Genomic DNA, 18,981 nt, shown 5'->3' with positions numbered 1-18,981 from the left:
CCCTTTTAGCCACGACCGCCGTTCAGAGGTCGGGCGTTCAGGCGGAAGACCTGGCGCGAGCCGCCCTCCGGTCCGTCCGGTGCGGGCTCGGCCGGCACGAAGCCGAGCCGCTCGTAGAACACCCGCGCACCGCTGTCGACCGCGCCGGGATGGTCGGGGCCGAACGTGACGACCTCCACCACTTCGCCCTCGGCGAGGCCGGCGCCGTCGGTCAGCCGCTCGATCACGGCGCTCATCAGGGTGCGTCCGGCGCCTTGACCACGGACATGATCGGCAACGACCAGCCAGTGCACGGCAAAGCGCGGCGGCGCTCCACCGAACAGGACCGCCCCGGCCGGCTCCCCGCCCGGTCCGAACGCCACGAAAGCCCGTTGCCCGGCGATGTGATCGTCCAGTGCACGCTGGAACCCTGGATGACCGACCATCGGCCCGAACCAGTGCTCGACTTCGCCGGCCAACCCCAGAATGACCGGCACATCAGCCTCGGTCGCCACTTCCACCCGCACCGGCACGTCAGCCTCTACTTCCAGCGAGCGGCGACCAGGTTCCAGGTCACGCTCGTTTCACTACTCCTCGTTTTCTTCACTTCCGGCGAGCGGCGACCAGGTTCCAGGTCATCCCCGTTTCTTCACTTCCAGTGAGCCGCGACCAAGTTCCAGATCACACCCGCCAGGGCGTCTTTGCTGCCGGACGGGACCGGGAGCGCGACGCCGGCGCGGTCGAGGATGACGGCTTCGTTGGTGTCGCTGCCGAAGACCTTGCCGCCGGAGACGTCGTTCACGACCAGCAGGTCGCAGCCCTTGCGCTCGAGCTTGGCGCGACCGAGCTCGAGCACCGAGTGCTCCGCGTCGCCGGTCTCGGCGGCGAAGCCGACGATCACCTGATCGGCCCGGCCGCGGTCGTGCGAGATGGTCTGCAGGATGTCCGGGTTCTGCACCAGGTTGACCGCGGGGACCGAGCCGTCCGCGGTCTTCTTGATCTTGTGCTCCGCGACGTCGGCCGGGCGGAAGTCGGCCGGGGCCGCCGCCATCACGATCGCGTCCGCATCGGCAGCACGGCTCGTGATCTCGTCGTACAGATCGCGCGTGCTCGTCACTGGGACGAGCTGGACTCCGGCCGGATCGGGCAGCTCGGAGTTGGCCGCGACCAGCGTGACCTTCGCGCCGCGTGCGGCGGCGATCCGGGCCAGCGCGTAGCCCTGCTTGCCGGACGAGGAGTTGCCGAGGTAGCGGACCGGGTCGAGGTGCTCACGCGTCCCGCCGGCACTGACCAGCACGTGCTTGCCGGTGAGGTCGGCAACCTCATGACCGGCCGCGCGGGAAGCCTCGTCAGCGAGCATCAACTGGCTGATCGCGAAGATCTCCGACGGCTCGGGCAACCGGCCGCGGCCGGTGTCCGTGCCCGTGAGCCGGCCGACGGCCGGGTCGAGCACGGTGATGCCGCGGGACCGCAGAGTCGCGACGTTCGCCTGCGTGGCCGGGTGCTCCCACATCTCGGTGTGCATCGCGGCCGCGAACAGGATCGGGCAGCGTGCGGTCAGCAGCGTGTTGGTGAGCAGATCGTCGGCCAGGCCGTGCGCGGCCTTGGCGATCAGGTTGGCCGTCGCCGGGGCGACCACGACGAGCTCGGCAGCCTTGCCGATTCGGACGTGCGGGACCTCATGCACGTTGTCGAACGGATCGGCCGTCACCGGCTGACCGGACAGCGCGGCCCAGGTCGCCGCGCCGACGAACTCCAGCGCACCCGCGGTCGGAACCACCCGCACACTGTGCCCGGATTCGGTCAGCCGTCGCAGCAGGTCACAGACCTTGTACGCCGCGATACCACCGCCGACCCCGAGCACCACGTTCGGCCGGCCCGTGCCGGCGGACCCGGTCGCCATCGCGGGAGAACTACTCGGACTTCTCCGCGGCGGCGGCTTCCGCCTCGGCCTCGGGGTCGATGTCGGTGCAGGTCAGCACGCCCTCGTTGATCTCGCGCATCGCGATCGAGAGCGGCTTCTCCTGCACGTGGGTCTCGACCAGCGGCCCGACGTACTCGAGCAGGCCTTCGCCGAGCTGCGAGTAGTAGGCGTTGATCTGCCGCGCCCGCTTGGCCGAGTACAGCACCAGCTTGTACTTGGAGTCGGTGCGGGTGAGCAGGTCGTCGATCGGCGGGGACGTGATGCCGATGGCGACGGGCTGGTTGCCAGACAAGGTCAGCTCTTTCCAGAGATGGAGGGTGATCGAATCAACTTTACCAACTGATCAGCGGCTTCCCGAACCGACGCGTTCACGATCGTCGCGTCGAACTCCTTCTCGGCGGCCAGCTCGACCGTTGCGGTCTCGAGCCGGCGCTCCCGCTCCTCCGGAGTCTCGGTCCCGCGGAAGACCAGGCGCCGGACCAACTCGTCCCAGCTCGGCGGCGCCAGGAAGACGAACTGCGCCTCCGGCATCGACTCGCGGACCTGGCGGGCACCCTGCAGGTCGATCTCGAGCAGCGCCGGCCGGCCCTCGGCCAGCTTGTCGAGCACCGGCTGCTTCGGGGTGCCGTAGCGGGCTGCCTTGTGCACCACCGCCCACTCCAGCAACTCACCGTCGGCGATCATCCGGTCGAACTCGGCGTCGGACACGAACAGGTAGTGCACGCCGTGCACCTCGTTCGGCCGGGGCTTGCGGGTCGTGGCCGACACGGAGATCCAGATGTCCGGGTAACGCTCGCGGACGTCGGCAGCGACCGTGCCCTTCCCGACCGCCGTCGGCCCGGCGAGCACAGTCAGCACGGCTCCCCCGCTCGTCGACTTGCCGGTCCGGCCGGAGCCCGCCGGGCTGTCTGTCTGGTTCCTCGGGTGCGTGGTCATCGTCACACCAGTGTCCAACGAGCCGGGGAGAACTTCGGTTCGGCTCACTCGGCGAATTCGCGCTCGAGCGCGGCGATCTGGTTCGAGCCGAGGCCGCGCACCCGCCGCGTCTCCGAGATCCCCGCCCGCTGCATGATCTGCTGGGCGCGGACCTTGCCCACGCCGGGGATGCACTGCAGCAGCGCGCTCACCCGCATCTTGCCGATCACGTCGTTCGTCTGCCCCTCGTGGAGCACCTCCGTCGGAGACGCTCCCGAATGCCGGATCCGGTTCTTGATCTCGGCTCGTTCACGCCGCGCCGCCGCGGCCTTGTCCAGAGCCGCCGCTCGCTGCTCCGGGGTCAAAGAAGGAAGTGGCACCGTTTCACCTGTCCCGTTGTGTGGCTTCGCAAGGGAACCTAACACGGCTTCGGGCGCCTCCAACGCTCAACAGAGCCCTCTGACGGCCGAGTCACCGGCCGGGCGGCGGGTTGGATCGATCACACGGTCAGTTCAGGGCGGGAACGTCGACCTTGCAGGAGTCCTTGGCGTGCGTGCTGATCGCCTTGTACGCCGTCATCACGGTGCCGGTCTCCTTGCTCAGGCGGGCCAGTTCGACCCGGTCCGAGCCCGCTTTCTGGGCCTTCTCGGCGAAGCCGACCACGACGCCCCAGTCGTCCTTCACGTCCGCGGGGGCAGAATCGCGCAGTTTCTTGGCGTCCTCGAGGATCTTCACGTAGTCGGCCGGCTTCTGCGGGTCGACGTTCACCGCGTTGGCGGCGTACCCGGCGAGATCGACGCAGTAGGCCTGCTCCTCGGTGCAGGCGGTCAGCGTGGCGGTACCGGCGATGACGGTGGCGGCCAGGGCGAGGGTGCGCTTCATGCCTGCCGAGGCTACCGGCGGTGACCAAATGATCAGAAACGAATACTTTCCGCCACCCACCTTCGAGGGGATGTCCCTACCCATGGTGGGTTCTCTGCTCGTATACGGAGGGAGAAGGCACAGTTCGAGGGGATCTCCCCTCGAACTGTGCCGGTGGCGTGGGGTCAGCCGTCGATGGTGACCTTGCAGGTGTCCTTGGCCTGCTTGGCGATGGCCGCACCGGCCGACGCGACCTTCTCGCCGTCGTTCTTGCCCAGCTCGGCCAGTTTGGTCATGTCGCCGTTCGCCTCTTTGGCCTTCTCGGCGTAGTCGAGCACGACCTTCCAGTCGTCCTTCAGGTCGTCCGGCGCCGACTTGGACACCTTCTTCGCCTCGTCGAGCATCTTGCCGACCGCCTCGGAGTCCTTGATGTCGAGGTTCTTGGCCGCCTCGGCGTAGTTCTGAAGCTCGCTGCAGTAATCAACACCCGAGCACGCCGTCAGCGTGCCGATGCCCATGGTCATTACCGCCGCGAGGGCCGCCACCTTACGCAATTGCGTTCCTTACTCTGCTGCGAGGAGACCGTCACTCCCCGTCAGCAGACACCTTTGCGGACCGTGGGGTCATAGCTCCGACCGAGATCGCGACGGCGTTGGCCGTCACGATCACCGCGATCGCGATCCAGTCGATCGGGCCGAGGTGCTGATCGAGCACCACCAGCCCGACCAGGGCGGCCAGCACCGGGTTCACGCTCATGAACACGCCGAAGAACTGAGCCGGCACCCGGCGCAGTGTCAGCAGGTCGACCAGGAACGGGACGGCCGACGACAGCACCCCGGCGACCAGGGCGTACGACACCGACGCAACCGTCGGTGGGTGCTGCCAGAGCACGAACACACCGATCGGGACGTACACCAAGGCAGAAACGCCCGCTGCGGCCGCCGATCCGGTCGCGCCCGGCAACTCGCGTCCGACGGTCCGGTTCAGCAGGATGTAGCAGGCCCAGCAGACCGCGGCGAGCAACCCGAGGCCGATGCCGAGGTAGTCCGACGTCGCCTGCGGCCGGGTGAGCAGCAGGACCGCGGGCGCGGCAGTCAGTGCACAGAGCAGATCGACCATCCGCCGCGACCCGAGCAACGCCACCGCCAACGGACCGAGGAACTCCAGCGTCACCGCCAGCCCGAGGCCGATCCGGTCGATAGCCATGTAGAGCGACAGGTTCATCACCGCGAAGACCGCGGCCAGGGCCAGCACTGCCCGCCACTGCCGCTTGGTGATCGTCCGCAGCTTCGGCCGCCCGACCGCCAGCAACACCGCCCCAGCCATCCACTGCCGGACAGCCACGACGCTGACCGGCCCGATGACCGGAAACGCGAGCGCGGCGACCGACGCACCCACCTGAGTCGACAGCCCGCTCCCGAGCATCATCGCTACCCCACCCAGCCGACCTCTCTCCATGGTCAGAGGTTCCGTGCCGCCGCGCCTTCGGCAAAATGCACCGGCGCAGCGATCTATACGCTGTGGTTATGGATCTCGAGCTCCGGCACCTGCGCTGCCTGGTCGCGGTCGTGGACACCGGGACGTTCACCGATGCGGCGATCGAGCTGGGCGTCTCGCAGGCCGCGGTGTCGCGGAACCTCTTGGCGCTGGAGGGTCGGCTGGGGGTTCGGCTGCTGCATCGGACGAGCCGGTCGGTGACACCGACGACCGCGGGAGTGCAGGTGCTGGCGCGGGCTCGCCAGATCCTCAACGACGTCGACGAGTTGGTGGCCGAGGCGACGACCGGGCACACGCGGTTGCGGATCGGGCATGCGTGGTCGGCGATGGGACGTCATACGGCCGAGTTCCAGCGGCGATGGGCGGCCGAGCATCCGGAGATCGAGCTCCAGCTGATCCGGACCAACACGTCGACCGGCGGCCTCGCGGAAGGACTGTGCGACCTCGCGGTCGTCCGCACCCATATCGACCTGCGCCGGTTCGCGCACACCACAGTCGCCCAGGAACGCCGGTACTGCGCCCTGCCGGCTGACGACACGCTCGCCCGCAAACGAACCGTCACCCTCGACCAACTCCGCGACCGCGTCCTGGTGATCGACCGAAGGACCGGCAGTACGACGGCCGACCTCTGGCCCGGGGAAGCACGCCCGCGGATCGAGTACGCCCACGACGTCGACGACTGGCTGTCCGCCATCGCGTCCGGCCGTTGCGTTGGTGTCACTCCCCAGGCGACGACAGCGCAGTACCGTCGGGACGGCGTCGTCTACCGTCCGCTCCGCGACGCACCGCCGGTCGACGTCCACCTGATCTGGCACCGTCAGGACCCGCACCCCGCGACCCAGGCGGCAGTCGACCTCCTGTCCGGTCTGTATCAAGAGTCCACCAGCTCGACCAACTGACGGCGGTCGTTCGCGTGCCAGAACACGTCGCGAATCTGCTCGATCCGGCCCACCGGCCAGCGCTCGGCGATCCGCTTCACCTCCGGATCCTCGATCCCCGCTGCGAGCGCGCCGGGGAAGTCACCCCAGACCACCTTGAACGGCCGGCCGCACATCTGCTCGACCCCGAGCTCGACGGGCGGCGTGATCTCCAGCCGGTTGTGGAGTTCACAGATCGGCCGGTACGCCGCCATCAGCGCGGCCTCTCGCTCCTGCCAGGTCTCGGCGCGCAGCACGTCGCGGAGCAGCGGTCCGACCGTCGGACCACAGGACAGCCGGCTGAACGCCGTACCGAACCACTTCCGGTACGGCGCGTACTGCCGCTCCAGCAGGAAACACAACTGCATGAGGTCGCGGACGAGTTGCGCACCGATCACCGCCGATCCGAGCTCGTCGCCGGTGTATCCGGCCCGGCCGACCAGATTCATCTCCGGGTGCACGCACCACCAGGCCGCGATCATCAAATAGCGCCAGACGTCCGGCGGATAGTAATTCAACCGGTCCCGCACCGCCTGCAACCCGATCTCGTCGTGAAAGACCGCACCGGCCGTGTGCTGCCGCAGGATCGACTCCGGGAACGTCAGCCAATCCCGGGCGGCGAGTTCCTGATCCGGATCGAATCCCAACTGCTTCTGGAAGTACGACCGGAGCGTGTGCACCTCGACAGACGCGGGCCACCCCTCGAACTTGTCCGGCACGTCCGGCTCCAGCGTGACGCCCTCCCGAACGAACAGCAGCGCCCGCGGCTTCCAGTCGTGGTCGGTCGACATCTCGTCGTCGAATCCGAGCACCTCCGAGGTGCGGCCCAGCAACGCGGCACTGTGCGGTACGTCGACAACCGGCCGCACCTTCTCCAGATAGAACCGCCGACTCAATTCCTGCCCAGAAACAAACATGCTGGAAAGATCGCACGCCAACCCCGTGGAACTCAAGAAAAAACACCAAATGGCGCGAAATTCATCGCGCCATTTGGTAAATCAAATCCTACCGGAACAAACCGGTGTTTGTCAGTACCCGAGCACCGTCCGGAACGCGTCGTTGGCACGATCGGCCGCATCCTGCAACGCACCGGCGCTCGGACCGGCACCGAGGATCTCGCGTGAGCTGGACGGTACGACGTTCCGCACCGCCGACCCGAAGACCGCCGCCAACCCCTCGGCCGTGCCGCCCTGCGCACCGAGTCCCGGCGCCAGCAGCGGACCGTTGATGTCGAGGACCTCGTCGGTCGGCTTGATGGTCGCGCCAACGACCGCACCGAACGACCCCAGCCCGTCGGCGTCGGCGTTGAGCGACCGCAGCCCGTCCAGTACGGCGCCCGCCACCGTCGGACCGTCGACAGTCCGGGCCGACTGGAACTGCGGTCCCTCCGGGTTCGACGTCAACGCGAGCACGAACAGACCCGCACCGGACTCCCGCGCCACATCGATGGCCGGCTGCAGCGACCCGAACCCGAGGTACGGACTGACCGTCAGCGCGTCGCACGCGAGCGGCGCTTTCTCCGCCAGATACGCCGCCGCGTACCCGTCCATCGTCGACCCGATGTCACCGCGCTTGGCGTCGATGATCACCAGCGCACCGGCCTCCCGCAGCCGGATCGTTGCCTCTTCGAGGACGGCGATCCCGGCCGACCCGAACCGCTCGAAGAATGCCGACTGCGGCTTGAACACCGCGACCCGGTCCGCCAACGCGTCCACCACGCCGTACGTGAACGACGCGAGGCCGTCCGGGTCGTCGGGCAGGTCCCAGGCGGCCAGCAGGTGGGCGTGCGGGTCGATGCCCACACACAGCGGGCCGCGGGTGTCCATGGCGGCCCGGAGCCGGGCGCCGAAGGGTTGGTTGCTCATCTCACTCCCCGATTGATCTGGCGGACAAGGCCGGGGCCTCGGTAAATCAGCCCGGTGTAGATCTGGACGAGACTGGCGCCGGCGTCGAACAGCCGGGCCGCGTCGGCTGAGTCGAGAATGCCGCCGACCCCGATGATCGGCAACGCTCCCCCGGTCTCGGCGTGGATGTGGGCGACCGTCTTGGCCGCCGTCTCGGTCAGCGGCCGCCCCGACAGGCCGCCGGTCTCCGACGCCAGCGGGTGTGACTCCACCCCGGGCCGGCCGATCGTGGTGTTGGTGGCGATGATCCCGGCAATGCCGACGTCGGTGCAGACCTGCAGCAGTTCGTCGATCGCCGACGAGGTCAGGTCCGGCGCGATCTTCACCAGGATCGGCTTCCCGTCCAGACCGCCGACGCTCAGCGACGAAGCCTCGGCCCGCAGCGCCGTCAGCAACTCCCGGAGGTGCCCGGCATCCTGCAGCGAGCGCAGCCCCGGCGTATTCGGCGACGACACATTGACCGCGAAGTAGTCGCCGTACCGGTAGAGGCGCCGCAGCGAGGTCACGTAGTCCTCGACCGCATCCTCGAGCGGAGTCACCTTCGACTTCCCGATCGAGACGCCCAGCGGATAGCCGAGCGGTCCGTACGCCGCCAGCCGGGCAGCGAGTGCCTCCGAGCCCAGGTTGTTGAAGCCCATCCGGTTGATCACGGCCTCGTGCTCGACCAGCCGGAACAGCCGCGGCTTCTCGTTCCCCGGCTGCGCGTGCGCGGTGACCGTCCCGACCTCGACGAACGCGAACCCAAGGGCACGCCAGGCCGGCAGCGCGATCCCGTTCTTGTCCATGCCCGCGGCCAGGCCGACGGCGCCCGGGAAACGGACGCCGAAGACGGTCCGCTCCGAGCCGGTCTGGAACCGTGACATCAGCCGGACGGCACCCGGGACGCGGCCCAGGCGGCGCAGGGCGTTGAGCGTCTGCTCGTGTGCGACCTCGGCGTCGCCCTTCCCCAGCCGGTACAGGACCGGCCGGACGACGCGGCTATACACCGCGGATCCTCGGCACCCAGTCCTGCAGCGACCGTACGCCGATGTCACCGGCCTGCTGCGCCTCGATCCCCTGTACCGCGGCCGCCAGCCCTTGCACCGTGGTAATGCACGGGATGTTCCGAGCCACGGCAGCACTGCGGATCTCGTACCCGTCCAGGCGGGGCGAACCGCCCTGGGTGATCCCGATCGGGGTGTTGACGATCAGGTCGAGCTCACCGTCGTGGACCATCTGGACGATGGTCGGTTCGCCGTTCGGCCCCGGTCCCTGGCTGTTCTTGCGGACCGTGATCGCCTCGACCCCGTTGCGGCGCAGTACGTCGGCCGTCCCGTCGGTCGCGTAGATCTCGAAGCCGAGATCGGCCAGCCGCTTCACCGGGAAGATCATGTGCCGCTTGTCCCGGTTCGCCACCGACACGAACACCTTGCCGCTCCCCGGCAGCGGTTGCGACGCCCCGGCCTGCGACTTGGCGAACGCCGTACCGAAGGTGTCGTCGATGCCCATCACCTCGCCGGTCGAGCGCATCTCCGGCCCGAGCACGGTGTCCACCGACCGGCCGTCGACGGTCCGGAACCGGTTGAACGGCATCACGGCTTCCTTCACCGCGATCGGCGTCGAGGTCGGCAGCGTCCCGCCGTCGCCCTCGGCCGGCAGCATGCCCTCGTCGCGCAGCGACGTGATCGAGGCACCGAGCATCACCCGGGCCGCCGCCTTCGCCAGCGGCGTCGCGGTCGCCTTCGACACGAACGGCACCGTCCGGGACGCCCGCGGGTTCGCCTCCAGCACGTAGAGCACGTCACCGGCGAGCGCGTACTGCACGTTCAGCAGGCCGCGTACGCCGACGCCGCGCGCGATCGCCTCGGTCGATTGCCGGATCTTCTCGATGTCCGCGTTCCCGAGCGTGATCGGCGGCAGCGCGCAGGACGAGTCGCCGGAGTGCACTCCGGCCTCCTCGATGTGCTCCATCACGCCGCCGAGGAACAACTCGTCGCCGTCGAACAGCCCGTCCACGTCGATCTCGACCGCGTCGTCGAGGAACCGGTCGATCAGCACCGGGTGCTCCCACGACCCCGTACCACCGCTCAGCCGTCCCAGCGCCGCCGTCAGTTCGGCCTCGCTGTAGACGATCTCCATCCCGCGGCCGCCCAGCACGTACGACGGCCGCACGAGCACCGGGAACCCGATCTCCTCGGCAACCTCACGCGCCTCGTCGGCCGACATCGCCGTACCGTGCTTCGGCGCCGGCAGAGCCGCGTCCGCGAGCACCTTCCCGAACGCGCCCCGCTCCTCGGCCAGGTGGATCGCCTCCGGCGACGTACCCACGATCGGTACGCCGGCGTCCGCGAGCCGCTGGGCCAGACCCAGTGGCGTCTGCCCGCCGAGCTGCACGATGACTCCGGCGACCGGTCCGGCCTGCATCTCGGCGTACACGATCTCGAGCACGTCCTCGCAGGTGAGCGGCTCGAAGTAGAGCCGGTCCGAGGTGTCGTAGTCGGTCGAGACCGTCTCCGGGTTGCAGTTCACCATCACCGTGCAGTAGCCCGCGTCGCGCAGCGCCATCGAGGCGTGCACACAGGAGTAGTCGAACTCGATCCCTTGCCCGATCCGGTTCGGCCCCGATCCCAGGATCAGCACGGCCGGCTCGGTCCGCGGCGCCACCTCGGTCTCCTCGTCGTAGGACGAGTAGTGGTACGGCGTCTCGGCCTTGAACTCGGCCGCGCAGGTGTCGACCGTCTTGAAGACCGGCCGGATCCCGAGCGCCTGCCGGACCCCGCGGACGACGTCCTCGGTCAGCCCGCGGATCTCGGCCAGCTGCAGGTCGGAGAACCCGTGCCGCTTCGCCAGCCGGATCACCTCCGGCGTGAGCCGCGGCGCCGCCGCGGTCTGCAGGGCGATCTCGTGGATCAGGTAGAGCTGGTCCACGAACCACGGGTCGATCTTCGTCGCGTCGAAGATCTGCTCCGGCGTCGCCCCGGCCCGGATCGCGTCCATGACGGTCCGCAGCCGGCCGTCGTGCGGCGTCTTGATTGCCTCCAGCAACGGCTCGAGATCGGTCGCGGGCGATCCGGCCCAGGAGAACCGGGCCTCCGGCTTCTCCAGCGAGCGCAGCGCCTTCTGCAGCGCCTCGGTGTAGTTGCGGCCGATCGCCATCGCCTCGCCGACGCTCTTCATGTGCGTGGTCAGGGTGGCGTCCGCGGCCGGGAACTTCTCGAACGCGAACCGCGGCACCTTCACCACCACGTAGTCCAGCGTCGGCTCGAAGCTGGCCGGCGTCTGCCGGGTGATGTCGTTCGGGATCTCGTCCAGGGTGTAGCCGATCGCCACCTTGGCGGCGATCTTGGCGATCGGGAAGCCGGTCGCCTTGGAGGCCAGCGCGGACGAGCGGGACACCCGCGGGTTCATCTCGATCACGATCAGCCGGCCGTCGGCCGGGTTCACCGCGAACTGGATGTTGCAGCCGCCGGTGTCGACGCCGACCTCGCGGATGATGCCGATGGCAAGGTCTCGCATCACCTGGTACTCGCGGTCGGTCAGCGTCATCGCCGGCGCGACCGTGACCGAGTCGCCGGTGTGCACGCCCATCGGGTCGACGTTCTCGATCGAGCAGATGATCACAACGTTGTCGGCCTTGTCGCGCATCACCTCCAGCTCGTACTCCTTCCAGCCGAGGATCGACTCCTCGATCAGCACCTCGGTGGTCGGGCTGGCCTGCAGTCCGGCGCCGGCGATCCGGCGCAGGTCCGCCTCGTCGTACGCCATCCCGGAGCCGACACCGCCCATCGTGAACGACGGCCGCACCACCAGCGGGTAGCCGAGCTCAGCGGCCGCACCGAAGACGTCGTCCAGCGTGTGGCAGATCCGCGACCGCGCGACGTCCGCGCCGAGCTTCTCGACGATGTGCTTGAACGACTCCCGGTTCTCGCCGCGCTGGATCGCGTCGACCGACGCGCCGATCAGCTCGACGCCGTACTTCTCGAGTACGCCGTTCTCGTGCAGGGCGATCGCCGCGTTCAGTGCGGTCTGGCCGCCCAGGGTCGCGAGCAGCGCGTTCGGGCGCTCCTTCTCGATCACCTTCTCGACGTACTCCGGGGTGATCGGCTCGACGTAGGTGGCGTCGGCGAACTCCGGGTCAGTCATGATCGTGGCCGGGTTGGAGTTGACCAGGACGACCCGGAACCCCTCCTCGCGCAGCACCCGGCAGGCCTGGGTCCCGGAGTAGTCGAACTCGCAGGCCTGACCGATCACGATCGGGCCGGAGCCGATCACCAGGACCGACTCGATGTCTGTACGCCGCGGCATCAGGCCCGCCCCTCCAACTGCTCCGAATGGACAGTCATCAACTCTATGAACCGGTCGAACAGGTACGCCGAGTCATGTGGACCCGCCGCCGCCTCCGGGTGGTACTGCACCGAGAACGCGAGGACCCGACCATCGCGGCCGGTCAGCTTGAGCCCTTCGACCACGTTGTCGTTGAGCGAGACATGCGAGACCTCGGCCGTGCCGTACGGCGTCTCCACCACCGAGTCGATCGGCGCATCAACCGCGAACCCATGGTTCTGCGCGGTGATCTCGACCTTGCCAGTCGCCCGGTCGAGTACCGGCTGGTTGATCCCGCGGTGCCCGTACTTGAGCTTGAACGTGCCCAGTCCGAGCGCCCGGCCGAACACCTGGTTGCCGAAGCAGATCCCGAAGTACGGCTTCCCGCGCTGCAGCAGGGCCTTGAGCAGGTCGGTCGGGTGCTCGGTGGTCTCCGGGTCGCCCGGGCCGTTGCTCATGAAGATGCCGTCCGGGTTCACCGCCAGCACCTCCTCCAGCGTCGCGGTGGCCGGCAGGACGTGCACCTCGATGCCACGCTCGGCCATCCGCTTCGGCGTCATCGACTTGATCCCGAGGTCGAGCGCGACCACGGTGAACCGCTTCTCGCCTTCGGCGGGGATCACGTACGGCTCGAACGTGGTGACCTCGGAGGCCAGGTCCGCACCGACCATTGGCGGCTGCTGCAGAACCTTCTCCAGCAGCGCGTCCGGGTCGAGGATCTCGGTGGAGATCCCGGCCCGCATCGCGCCGCGCTCGCGCAGGTGCCGGGTCAGGGCCCGGGTGTCGATGCCGGCGATCCCGACGATGCCCTGGCCCTTGAGTTGGTCGTCCAATGAGCGGGTGGCGCGCCAGTTCGACGGCACTCGGGCCGGGTCGCGAACGACGTACCCGGCGACCCAGATCCGCTGCGACTCGTCGTCCTCGTCGTTCACCCCGGTGTTGCCGATGTGCGGTGCGGTCTGGGTGACGATCTGGCGGTGGTACGACGGGTCGGTCAGCGTCTCCTGGTAGCCGGTCATCCCGGTGGTGAACACCGCCTCGCCGAACGTCTCGCCGGTTGCCCCGTACGACGTACCGGTGAATGCCCGGCCGTCCTCCAGGACCAGCAGTGCAGGATTGTGGGCGGGCTGGCTCATCTTTGCTCGACTCCGATCAGGGTCGCGATGGTTTCGGTCAGCGGGGCGGTGTCTGCCTTGCGGCGGGGACGGAAGCCGGTGTCGAGCTCGCGACCGTCGTGGTTCCAGGTGACCACCACCAGGCCGGACTTCTCCGCGGTCACCTTGCCGGCGATGCCACGGTCGGTCCGGACGGCGGTCAGGTGGTCCGCGGGGATGAAGACATCCGCCGCGCCCTGCCGATGGAAGATCAGGCCGGCCTCGCTGACGGCCAGGTCCGCGATACTGCGGACGCCCAGTTCGTGCACGGCGATCCGGTCCATCCAGTCGCCGGCCGAGGTGGTGGCGACGTAGATGCCCTCCACGCCCTTGGTCTTGTCGTTCTCAGGCACTGCAGGCAGCGGTGCCAGCTCGGCCTGCCGGGCCTGGCGGTTCCGCCAGCCCCGGAGCATGCCGTAGTAGGCCAGCGCAAGCACCAGCAGCGTGCCGGCGATGCCCAGGAAGGCCTTCACCGGGCCGGCATTCCATCCAGGACGGTCGGCGTACCGCGCAGGAAGGTCGCCACCACCCGCCCTGGCAGGGTCATCCCCTCGAACGGCGTGTTGCGAGACAGCGACTTGGACTCCGCCGGTACGACGGTCCGCTCGACCGCCGGATCGATGAGTACGACGTTCGCCGGGGCACCGGCCTCGAGCGGACGGCCGTGGTCACCGACTTGGCCGATCTCGGCCGGGCGGTTGCTCATCCGGTCGGCCACGTCGGCCCAGGTCAGCAGCTTGGTGTCGACCATCGCGTGCTGGACCACACTCAGCGCGGTCTCCAGACCGATCATGCCGGGCGACGCCGCGCTCCACTCGCAGTCCTTGTCCTCGACCGGGTGCGGCGCGTGGTCGGTGGCGACGATGTCGATCGTCCCGTCGGCCAGGCCCTCGCGGACCGCCTCGACGTCCTCCTTGGTCCGCAGCGGCGGGTTCACCTTGTAGACCGGGTTGTAGGAGGCAGCCAGGTCCTCCGTCAGCAGCAGGTGGTGCGGGGTGACCTCGGCGGTCACGTCCAGGCCTCGCGCCTTCGCCGCCCGGACGATCTCCACCGAGCCCTTGGTGGACAGGTGGCAGATGTGCAGCTTCGAACCGACGTGCGCGTTCAGCAGGACGTCGCGGGCGATGATCGCCTCCTCGGCGACACTCGGCCAGCCGGTCAGGCCGAGGACGCCGGAGAGCGCTCCCTCATTCATCTGCGCGCCCTGGGTGAGCCGCGGCTCCTGCGCGTGCTGGGCGATCACGCCGCCGAACGCCTTCACGTACTCCAGCGCCCGGCGCATCAGCGCGGCATCCCAGACGCAGTCGCCGTCGTCGGAGAACACCCGCACGCGCGCAGCCGAGTCCGCCATCGCGCCGAGCTCCGCGAGCTGCGAGCCTTGCCGGCCGACGGTGACCGCGCCGATCGGGAACACATCGGCGTACCCACCCTCGCGGCCGAGCCGCCAGACCTGCTCGACGACCCCGGCGGTGTCGGCGACCGGGTCGGTGTTCGCCATCGCGAACACCGCGGTGAAACCGCCCACGGCAGCGGCGCGGCTGCCGGTCAGGACGGTCTCCGCGTCCTCCCGGCCGGGCTCGCGAAGGTGCGTGTGCAGGTCGACCAGCCCGGGCAACGCGATCAGGCCCTTGGCGTCGATCGTCTCCACACCCGCGGGCGCCTCCAGGTTGGTGCCGACAGCAACGATCTCGCCGTTGTCCAGCAGCAGATCCGCGACCTCACCGCCCACGATCCTGGCTCCGGTGATCAGGTACGAGCTCATCGACGTCCTCGCTTCGCTCCGGGCGCCGATGAGGCGCGACACGGGCTGTGCTGAATGGTGAACTCGCTTCGCTCGCTCACGCGGTCTGCTCCTCAGTGTTCTCGTTGCTTCCGGACAGCAGTAGATAGAGGACCGCCATCCGGATGGCGACCCCGTTGGTGACCTGCTCGACGATGACCGAGCGGGTCGAGTCCGCGACGTCGGCACTGATCTCCATGCCGCGGTTCATCGGGCCGGGGTGCAGCACGATCGCCTCGTCCGGCAACTGCGCCATCCGGTGCACGTCGAGCCCGTAGCGGCGGGTGTACTCGCGAGCGCTCGGGAAGAACGCGTCGTTCATCCGCTCCCGCTGCACCCGCAGCATCATCACCGCGTCGCTCTTCGGCAGCGCAGCATCCAGGTCGTACGACGTGGCGCACGGCCAGCTCGTCATGTCGACGGGCAGCAGCGTCGGCGGCGCGACCACAGTGACGTCCGCGCCGAGCGTCGACAGCAGCAACACGTTGGACCGGGCGACCCGGGAGTGCAGTACGTCGCCGACGATCGTGATCCGGCGGCCCTCCAGCGAGCCGAGGTGACGGCGCATCGTGAAGGCGTCGAGCAACGCCTGGGTCGGGTGCTCATGGGTGCCGTCGCCGGCGTTGACCACCGAGCCGGTCATCCAGCCCGAGGTGGCGAGCAGGTGCGGCGCGCCGGACGAACCGTGCCGGCAGACCACTCCGTCGGCGCCCATCGCCTGCAGGGTGAGCGCGGTGTCCTTCAGGCTCTCGCCCTTGCTCACGCTGGAGCCCTTGGCGGAGAAGTTGATCACGTCCGCGGACAGCCGCTTGGCCGCCGCCTCGAACGAGATCCGGGTCCGGGTGGAGTCCTCGAAGAACAGGTTCACCACGGTCCGGCCGCGCAGCGCGGGCAGCTTCTTGATCGGGCGGTCGGCCAGCGACCGCATCTCCTCGGCGGTGTCCAGGATCAGGTTCGCCTCGTCCCGGCTCAGATCCCCCGCACTCAGCAGGTGCTTCATCAGGCCTTCGCCCCCGTTCCGGTCTTGTCCGCGATCAGTACCGCGTCGGCTCCGTCGTACTCGGTCAGGTGGACAGTGACGCGCTCGACCAGGGAGGTCGGCAGGTTCTTGCCCACGTAGTCGGCGCGGATCGGCAGTTCGCGGTGGCCGCGGTCGACCAGGACCGCGAGCTGGACCGCGCGCGGCCGGCCGATGTCGCCGATCGCGTCCAGCGCGGCCCGGATGGTGCGGCCGGAGAACAGCACGTCGTCGACCAGCACCACCACCTTGCCGTCGATGCCGCCCGGCGGGATGTCGGTGTGCTCCAGGCCACGGGGTGGTTTGAGCCGGATGTCGTCGCGGTACATGGTCACATCGAGTGACCCTGTCGGCACGCTCTGCCCCTCGACCGCCGCGATCCGGTCGGAGACACGCCGGGCCAGACCGACGCCTCGGGTGGGGATGCCGAGCAGGACGACCGGGTCGGCACCGCGGTTGCGCTCGAGGATCTCGTGCGCGATCCGGATCAGTGCCCGGGAAATGTCGGAAGCGTCCAGGACCGTGCGGGGCGCCGGTTTCGGCGCGGCCGCGACGTCTGGGGACTCTGCGCTGTGGGCAGGGCTCATCGCTACCGTTCCTCCTTTCCCGCCTCTCTGGACGGGTCTTTAAAGGACGTTCGGACCGCTTGACATGGTATCGGATGTGACACGCCGTCTTGACGCTGGCCTCGCCGCCGGAATATTGTTACTCTGTGTAATCGAGGGGGGTTTCACCGACCGGCCCGTTCCGGCGGGCCGGACTAGACGAAACTAGTCGGAGGGAAGAACCAGCGTGCCTAGCGAATACGCGAAGACACTGGGTGGCAAGCTACGTGCCATCCGCCAGCAGCAGGGACTGTCGCTGCATGGCGTGGAAGAGAAGTCCAAGGGTCGCTGGAAGGCGGTCGTCGTCGGCTCGTACGAGCGCGGCGATCGGGCCGTCACGGTCCAGAAGCTCGCGGAGCTCGCCGATTTCTACGGCGTGCCGATCCGTGAACTGCTGCCTGGTTCCGCCAGCGCGGCCGCTGCGGCTGCCGCTCCGCCCCGGTTGATCCTCGACCTGGAGGCTCTGCAACACCTCGACGCGAGTGAGGCCGGTCCGCTGACGCGGTACGCGGCCACGATCCAGGCTCAGCGCGGGGACTACAACGGCAAGGTGCTGTCGATCCGTCAGGACGACATGCGCACGCTCGCGGTGATCTACGACGAGTCGCCGACGACTCTGACCGAGCGCTTCATCTCCTGGGGAGTTCTGAACCCGGAGGCGAAGGGCGACGTCGAGGAGTCCGAGGTAGCCGGCGCCTGAAGCGAGGCGTGAGAGACGGTCGGGGCTCGTAGCAGCTGGCCCGCGGCCGCCCGCCCGCTCCCTTGCGGGGCCGGGCTTGACCAGAAGAAGCAGGAACGCAGCACGGATTACGCAGTACGCAAAGATGCAGGACCAGTGGCGGGCATCACCTCACCCGCCGCACCAGGCCGGGGCCGTTCCCCCCGAGCCACACCACGGGGACGACAAGCCGGCCCGGGACCGTACCGAGACGGTCACCGGGCCCCGATTCCCGGAGGGCTCGCCCCCCTCGTTCCTCAGACGCCCAGGGTGGGCTTCAACTGCAGCAGCCTGGCCAGCAGGCCGTTCACGAACGCCGGCGACTCGTCCGTCGACAGGTCGCGCGCCATCGCGACCGCTTCGCTCACCGCGACCACATCCGGCACCTGGTCGTCGAACAGCAGCTCGTAGGTCCCGATCCGCAGGATGTTGCGGTCCACCGCGGGCATCCGGTCCAGCGACCAGCCCACCGAGTGCGTCTGGAGCAGGTCGTCGATCACGTCGATGTGCTTCGCGACACCCTCGACCAGCGCCACGGTGAACTCGTTCACCGGCGGGTCGTTGTCCGCCACCCGGTCGGACAGGGTGCCGCCGACCGGCAGCCCCCTGACCTCGGACTCGAACAGCACGTCGAGTGCGCGTTTACGGGCCTTGCTACGGGCAGACATCTTCTGTTGTCAGCTCTCTCGAACGTCAGGAGGTGACGCGGCCGAGGTAGTCCCCGGTGCGGGTGTCGACCTTGACCTTCTCGCCGGTGGTCAGGAACAGCGGGACCTGGATGTCGTAGCCGGTCTCCAGCTTGGCCGGCTTGGTGCCGCCGCTGGAGCGGTCGCCCTGCAGACCCGGCTCGGTGTACTCGACCGTGAGCTCGACCGAGGCCGGGAGCTCGACGTACAACGGCAGGTCGTCGTGCACCGCGACGATCGCGTCCTGGTTCTCCAGCAGGAAGTGGGAGGCGTCGCCGACCACCTCGGGCTGGATCTGCAGCTGGTCGTAGGTGGACTTGTCCATGAAGACGTACGCCGAGCCGTCGTTGTACAGGTAGGTCATGTCGCGCTTGTCGACCTGGGCCACCTCGACCTTGACGTCGGCGTTGAAGGTCTTGTCGACCACCTTGCCGGACAGCACGTTCTTCAGCTTCGTCCGGACCACGGCGCCGCCCTTACCCGGCTTGTGGTGCTGGAACCAGACCACGGACCACAGCTGCCCGTCCAGGTCGAGCACCATGCCGTTCTTGAGGTCGTTCGTCGTTGCCACGCGGGTATGCCCTTCGAAATCGATCAGCGGTAACAGTGGATTGTAGCGGTCACACCCCGCATCCTCCGATTCCGCGGTCGCGGCACGACGTGGACGGCCCCTGTTGCCCCGTAGGCTGGCTTTTCGGACGTGACGACAAGGAGGTCAGCC

21 protein-coding genes are annotated in these 18,981 nt (G+C 68.7%); 2 read left to right on the top strand and 19 right to left on the bottom strand.

The annotated features are described in order from the left end of the window. Positions 1–5 precede the first annotated feature (5 nt). The 8 genes from E0H73_RS11155 to E0H73_RS11120 form a co-directional block, all read right to left on the bottom strand. A complete protein-coding gene (locus E0H73_RS11155) occupies positions 6–512 on the bottom strand; it encodes a GNAT family N-acetyltransferase (protein ID WP_202867322.1) in 507 nt (168 codons plus the stop codon). A 116-nt stretch (positions 513–628) separates the two neighbouring features. After that, on the bottom strand, positions 629–1,882 hold the full coding sequence (coaBC, locus tag E0H73_RS11150) for a bifunctional phosphopantothenoylcysteine decarboxylase/phosphopantothenate--cysteine ligase CoaBC (RefSeq protein WP_131353649.1): 1,254 nt from the start codon (positions 1,880–1,882) through the stop codon (positions 629–631). A gap of 10 nt (positions 1,883–1,892) precedes the next feature. After that, complete coding sequence (rpoZ, locus tag E0H73_RS11145) at positions 1,893–2,195, bottom strand: DNA-directed RNA polymerase subunit omega (RefSeq protein ID WP_130388473.1); 303 nt, start codon at positions 2,193–2,195, stop codon at positions 1,893–1,895. 2 nt (positions 2,196–2,197) lie between these two features. Next, positions 2,198–2,839: a guanylate kinase gene (gene gmk / locus E0H73_RS11140; protein ID WP_238163937.1), complete on the bottom strand. Its 642-nt coding sequence runs from the start codon at positions 2,837–2,839 to the stop codon at positions 2,198–2,200. Between the two features lie 44 nt (positions 2,840–2,883). After that, the gene (gene mihF / locus E0H73_RS11135) at positions 2,884–3,198 is read right to left on the bottom strand and encodes an integration host factor, actinobacterial type (RefSeq protein WP_131353645.1); all 315 of its coding nucleotides are present in this window, start codon (positions 3,196–3,198) and stop codon (positions 2,884–2,886) included. 127 nt (positions 3,199–3,325) lie between these two features. Beyond that, positions 3,326–3,700 (bottom strand): hypothetical protein, encoded by a 375-nt coding sequence (locus E0H73_RS11130; RefSeq protein ID WP_131353643.1) that lies wholly within the window; start codon positions 3,698–3,700, stop codon positions 3,326–3,328. Positions 3,701–3,864: 164 nt separating this feature from the next. Further along, positions 3,865–4,224 (bottom strand): hypothetical protein, encoded by a 360-nt coding sequence (locus E0H73_RS11125; protein WP_238163979.1) that lies wholly within the window; start codon positions 4,222–4,224, stop codon positions 3,865–3,867. 40 nt (positions 4,225–4,264) lie between these two features. Then, a complete protein-coding gene (locus E0H73_RS11120) occupies positions 4,265–5,137 on the bottom strand; it encodes an EamA family transporter (protein ID WP_202867321.1) in 873 nt (290 codons plus the stop codon). A gap of 68 nt (positions 5,138–5,205) precedes the next feature. Here E0H73_RS11120 and E0H73_RS11115 point away from each other — a divergent pair, with 68 nt between their 5' ends. Continuing rightward, a complete protein-coding gene (locus E0H73_RS11115; RefSeq protein WP_131353639.1) occupies positions 5,206–6,075 on the top strand; it encodes a LysR family transcriptional regulator in 870 nt (289 codons plus the stop codon). Here the strand turns inward: E0H73_RS11115 and E0H73_RS11110 are convergent. From E0H73_RS11110 to pyrR, 9 genes are all read right to left on the bottom strand, one after another. After that, complete coding sequence (locus tag E0H73_RS11110) at positions 6,048–7,010, bottom strand: DUF4037 domain-containing protein (RefSeq protein WP_131353637.1); 963 nt, start codon at positions 7,008–7,010, stop codon at positions 6,048–6,050. The genes E0H73_RS11115 and E0H73_RS11110 overlap by 28 nt on opposite strands. A 111-nt stretch (positions 7,011–7,121) precedes the next feature. Continuing rightward, positions 7,122–7,958, bottom strand: a complete 837-nt coding sequence (gene pyrF, locus E0H73_RS11105) for an orotidine-5'-phosphate decarboxylase (protein WP_131353636.1) — start codon at positions 7,956–7,958, stop codon at positions 7,122–7,124. After that, a complete protein-coding gene (locus tag E0H73_RS11100) occupies positions 7,955–8,983 on the bottom strand; it encodes a quinone-dependent dihydroorotate dehydrogenase (protein ID WP_131353634.1) in 1,029 nt (342 codons plus the stop codon). Before E0H73_RS11100 ends, pyrF begins: the two co-directional genes overlap by 4 nt. Further along, complete coding sequence (carB, locus tag E0H73_RS11095; RefSeq protein WP_131353632.1) at positions 8,976–12,281, bottom strand: carbamoyl-phosphate synthase large subunit; 3,306 nt, start codon at positions 12,279–12,281, stop codon at positions 8,976–8,978. Before carB ends, E0H73_RS11100 begins: the two co-directional genes overlap by 8 nt. Next, positions 12,281–13,435 (bottom strand): glutamine-hydrolyzing carbamoyl-phosphate synthase small subunit, encoded by a 1,155-nt coding sequence (carA, locus tag E0H73_RS11090; RefSeq protein ID WP_131353630.1) that lies wholly within the window; start codon positions 13,433–13,435, stop codon positions 12,281–12,283. The genes carB and carA overlap by 1 nt, the downstream gene beginning before the upstream one ends. After that, on the bottom strand, positions 13,432–13,926 hold the full coding sequence (locus E0H73_RS11085; protein WP_131353628.1) for a PH-like domain-containing protein: 495 nt from the start codon (positions 13,924–13,926) through the stop codon (positions 13,432–13,434). Before E0H73_RS11085 ends, carA begins: the two co-directional genes overlap by 4 nt. Next, the gene (locus E0H73_RS11080; RefSeq protein WP_131353626.1) at positions 13,923–15,215 is read right to left on the bottom strand and encodes a dihydroorotase; all 1,293 of its coding nucleotides are present in this window, start codon (positions 15,213–15,215) and stop codon (positions 13,923–13,925) included. The genes E0H73_RS11085 and E0H73_RS11080 overlap by 4 nt, the downstream gene beginning before the upstream one ends. A gap of 76 nt (positions 15,216–15,291) precedes the next feature. Then, on the bottom strand, positions 15,292–16,233 hold the full coding sequence (locus tag E0H73_RS11075) for an aspartate carbamoyltransferase catalytic subunit (RefSeq protein WP_202867320.1): 942 nt from the start codon (positions 16,231–16,233) through the stop codon (positions 15,292–15,294). Beyond that, positions 16,233–16,838: a bifunctional pyr operon transcriptional regulator/uracil phosphoribosyltransferase PyrR gene (pyrR, locus tag E0H73_RS11070; RefSeq protein ID WP_131353622.1), complete on the bottom strand. Its 606-nt coding sequence runs from the start codon at positions 16,836–16,838 to the stop codon at positions 16,233–16,235. Before pyrR ends, E0H73_RS11075 begins: the two co-directional genes overlap by 1 nt. Positions 16,839–17,043: 205 nt before the next feature. Between pyrR and bldD the strand changes: the two genes are divergently transcribed. Further along, complete coding sequence (bldD, locus tag E0H73_RS11065) at positions 17,044–17,556, top strand: transcriptional regulator BldD (protein WP_131353620.1); 513 nt, start codon at positions 17,044–17,046, stop codon at positions 17,554–17,556. Between the two features lie 275 nt (positions 17,557–17,831). Here the strand turns inward: bldD and nusB are convergent, their stop codons facing one another. Together nusB and efp are read right to left on the bottom strand one after the other, a co-directional pair. Further along, on the bottom strand, positions 17,832–18,242 hold the full coding sequence (nusB, locus tag E0H73_RS11060) for a transcription antitermination factor NusB (RefSeq protein WP_131353618.1): 411 nt from the start codon (positions 18,240–18,242) through the stop codon (positions 17,832–17,834). 25 nt (positions 18,243–18,267) lie between these two features. Next, positions 18,268–18,831 carry an elongation factor P gene (efp, locus tag E0H73_RS11055; RefSeq protein ID WP_131353616.1) on the bottom strand — a complete coding sequence of 188 codons (564 nt, stop codon included), beginning with the start codon at positions 18,829–18,831 and terminating at the stop codon, positions 18,268–18,270. Between the last annotated feature and the right edge of the window lie 150 nt (positions 18,832–18,981).

The sequence above is a fragment of the Kribbella pittospori genome, assembly GCF_004331465.1.
Taxonomy (GTDB): domain Bacteria; phylum Actinomycetota; class Actinomycetes; order Propionibacteriales; family Kribbellaceae; genus Kribbella; species Kribbella pittospori.
This window is presented reverse-complemented; position numbering and strand designations above follow the sequence as displayed.

Bases quoted from the DNA above. Each gene is read 5' to 3' on its own strand.
- E0H73_RS11130 (WP_131353643.1), bottom strand. From the start codon at position 3,700: ATGAAGCGCACCCTCGCCCTGGCCGCCACCGTCATCGCCGGTACCGCC.
- coaBC (WP_131353649.1), bottom strand. From the start codon at position 1,882: ATGGCGACCGGGTCCGCCGGCACGGGCCGGCCGAACGTGGTGCTCGGG.
- E0H73_RS11110 (WP_131353637.1), bottom strand. From the start codon at position 7,010: ATGTTTGTTTCTGGGCAGGAATTGAGTCGGCGGTTCTATCTGGAGAAG.
- pyrF (WP_131353636.1), bottom strand. From the start codon at position 7,958: ATGAGCAACCAACCCTTCGGCGCCCGGCTCCGGGCCGCCATGGACACC.
- gmk (WP_238163937.1), bottom strand. From the start codon at position 2,839: ATGACCACGCACCCGAGGAACCAGACAGACAGCCCGGCGGGCTCCGGC.
- E0H73_RS11120 (WP_202867321.1), bottom strand. From the start codon at position 5,137: ATGGAGAGAGGTCGGCTGGGTGGGGTAGCGATGATGCTCGGGAGCGGG.
- carA (WP_131353630.1), bottom strand. From the start codon at position 13,435: ATGAGCCAGCCCGCCCACAATCCTGCACTGCTGGTCCTGGAGGACGGC.
- E0H73_RS11115 (WP_131353639.1), top strand. From the start codon at position 5,206: ATGGATCTCGAGCTCCGGCACCTGCGCTGCCTGGTCGCGGTCGTGGAC.
- nusB (WP_131353618.1), bottom strand. From the start codon at position 18,242: ATGTCTGCCCGTAGCAAGGCCCGTAAACGCGCACTCGACGTGCTGTTC.
- E0H73_RS11080 (WP_131353626.1), bottom strand. From the start codon at position 15,215: ATGAGCTCGTACCTGATCACCGGAGCCAGGATCGTGGGCGGTGAGGTC.
- carB (WP_131353632.1), bottom strand. From the start codon at position 12,281: ATGCCGCGGCGTACAGACATCGAGTCGGTCCTGGTGATCGGCTCCGGC.
- E0H73_RS11075 (WP_202867320.1), bottom strand. From the start codon at position 16,233: ATGAAGCACCTGCTGAGTGCGGGGGATCTGAGCCGGGACGAGGCGAAC.
- pyrR (WP_131353622.1), bottom strand. From the start codon at position 16,838: ATGAGCCCTGCCCACAGCGCAGAGTCCCCAGACGTCGCGGCCGCGCCG.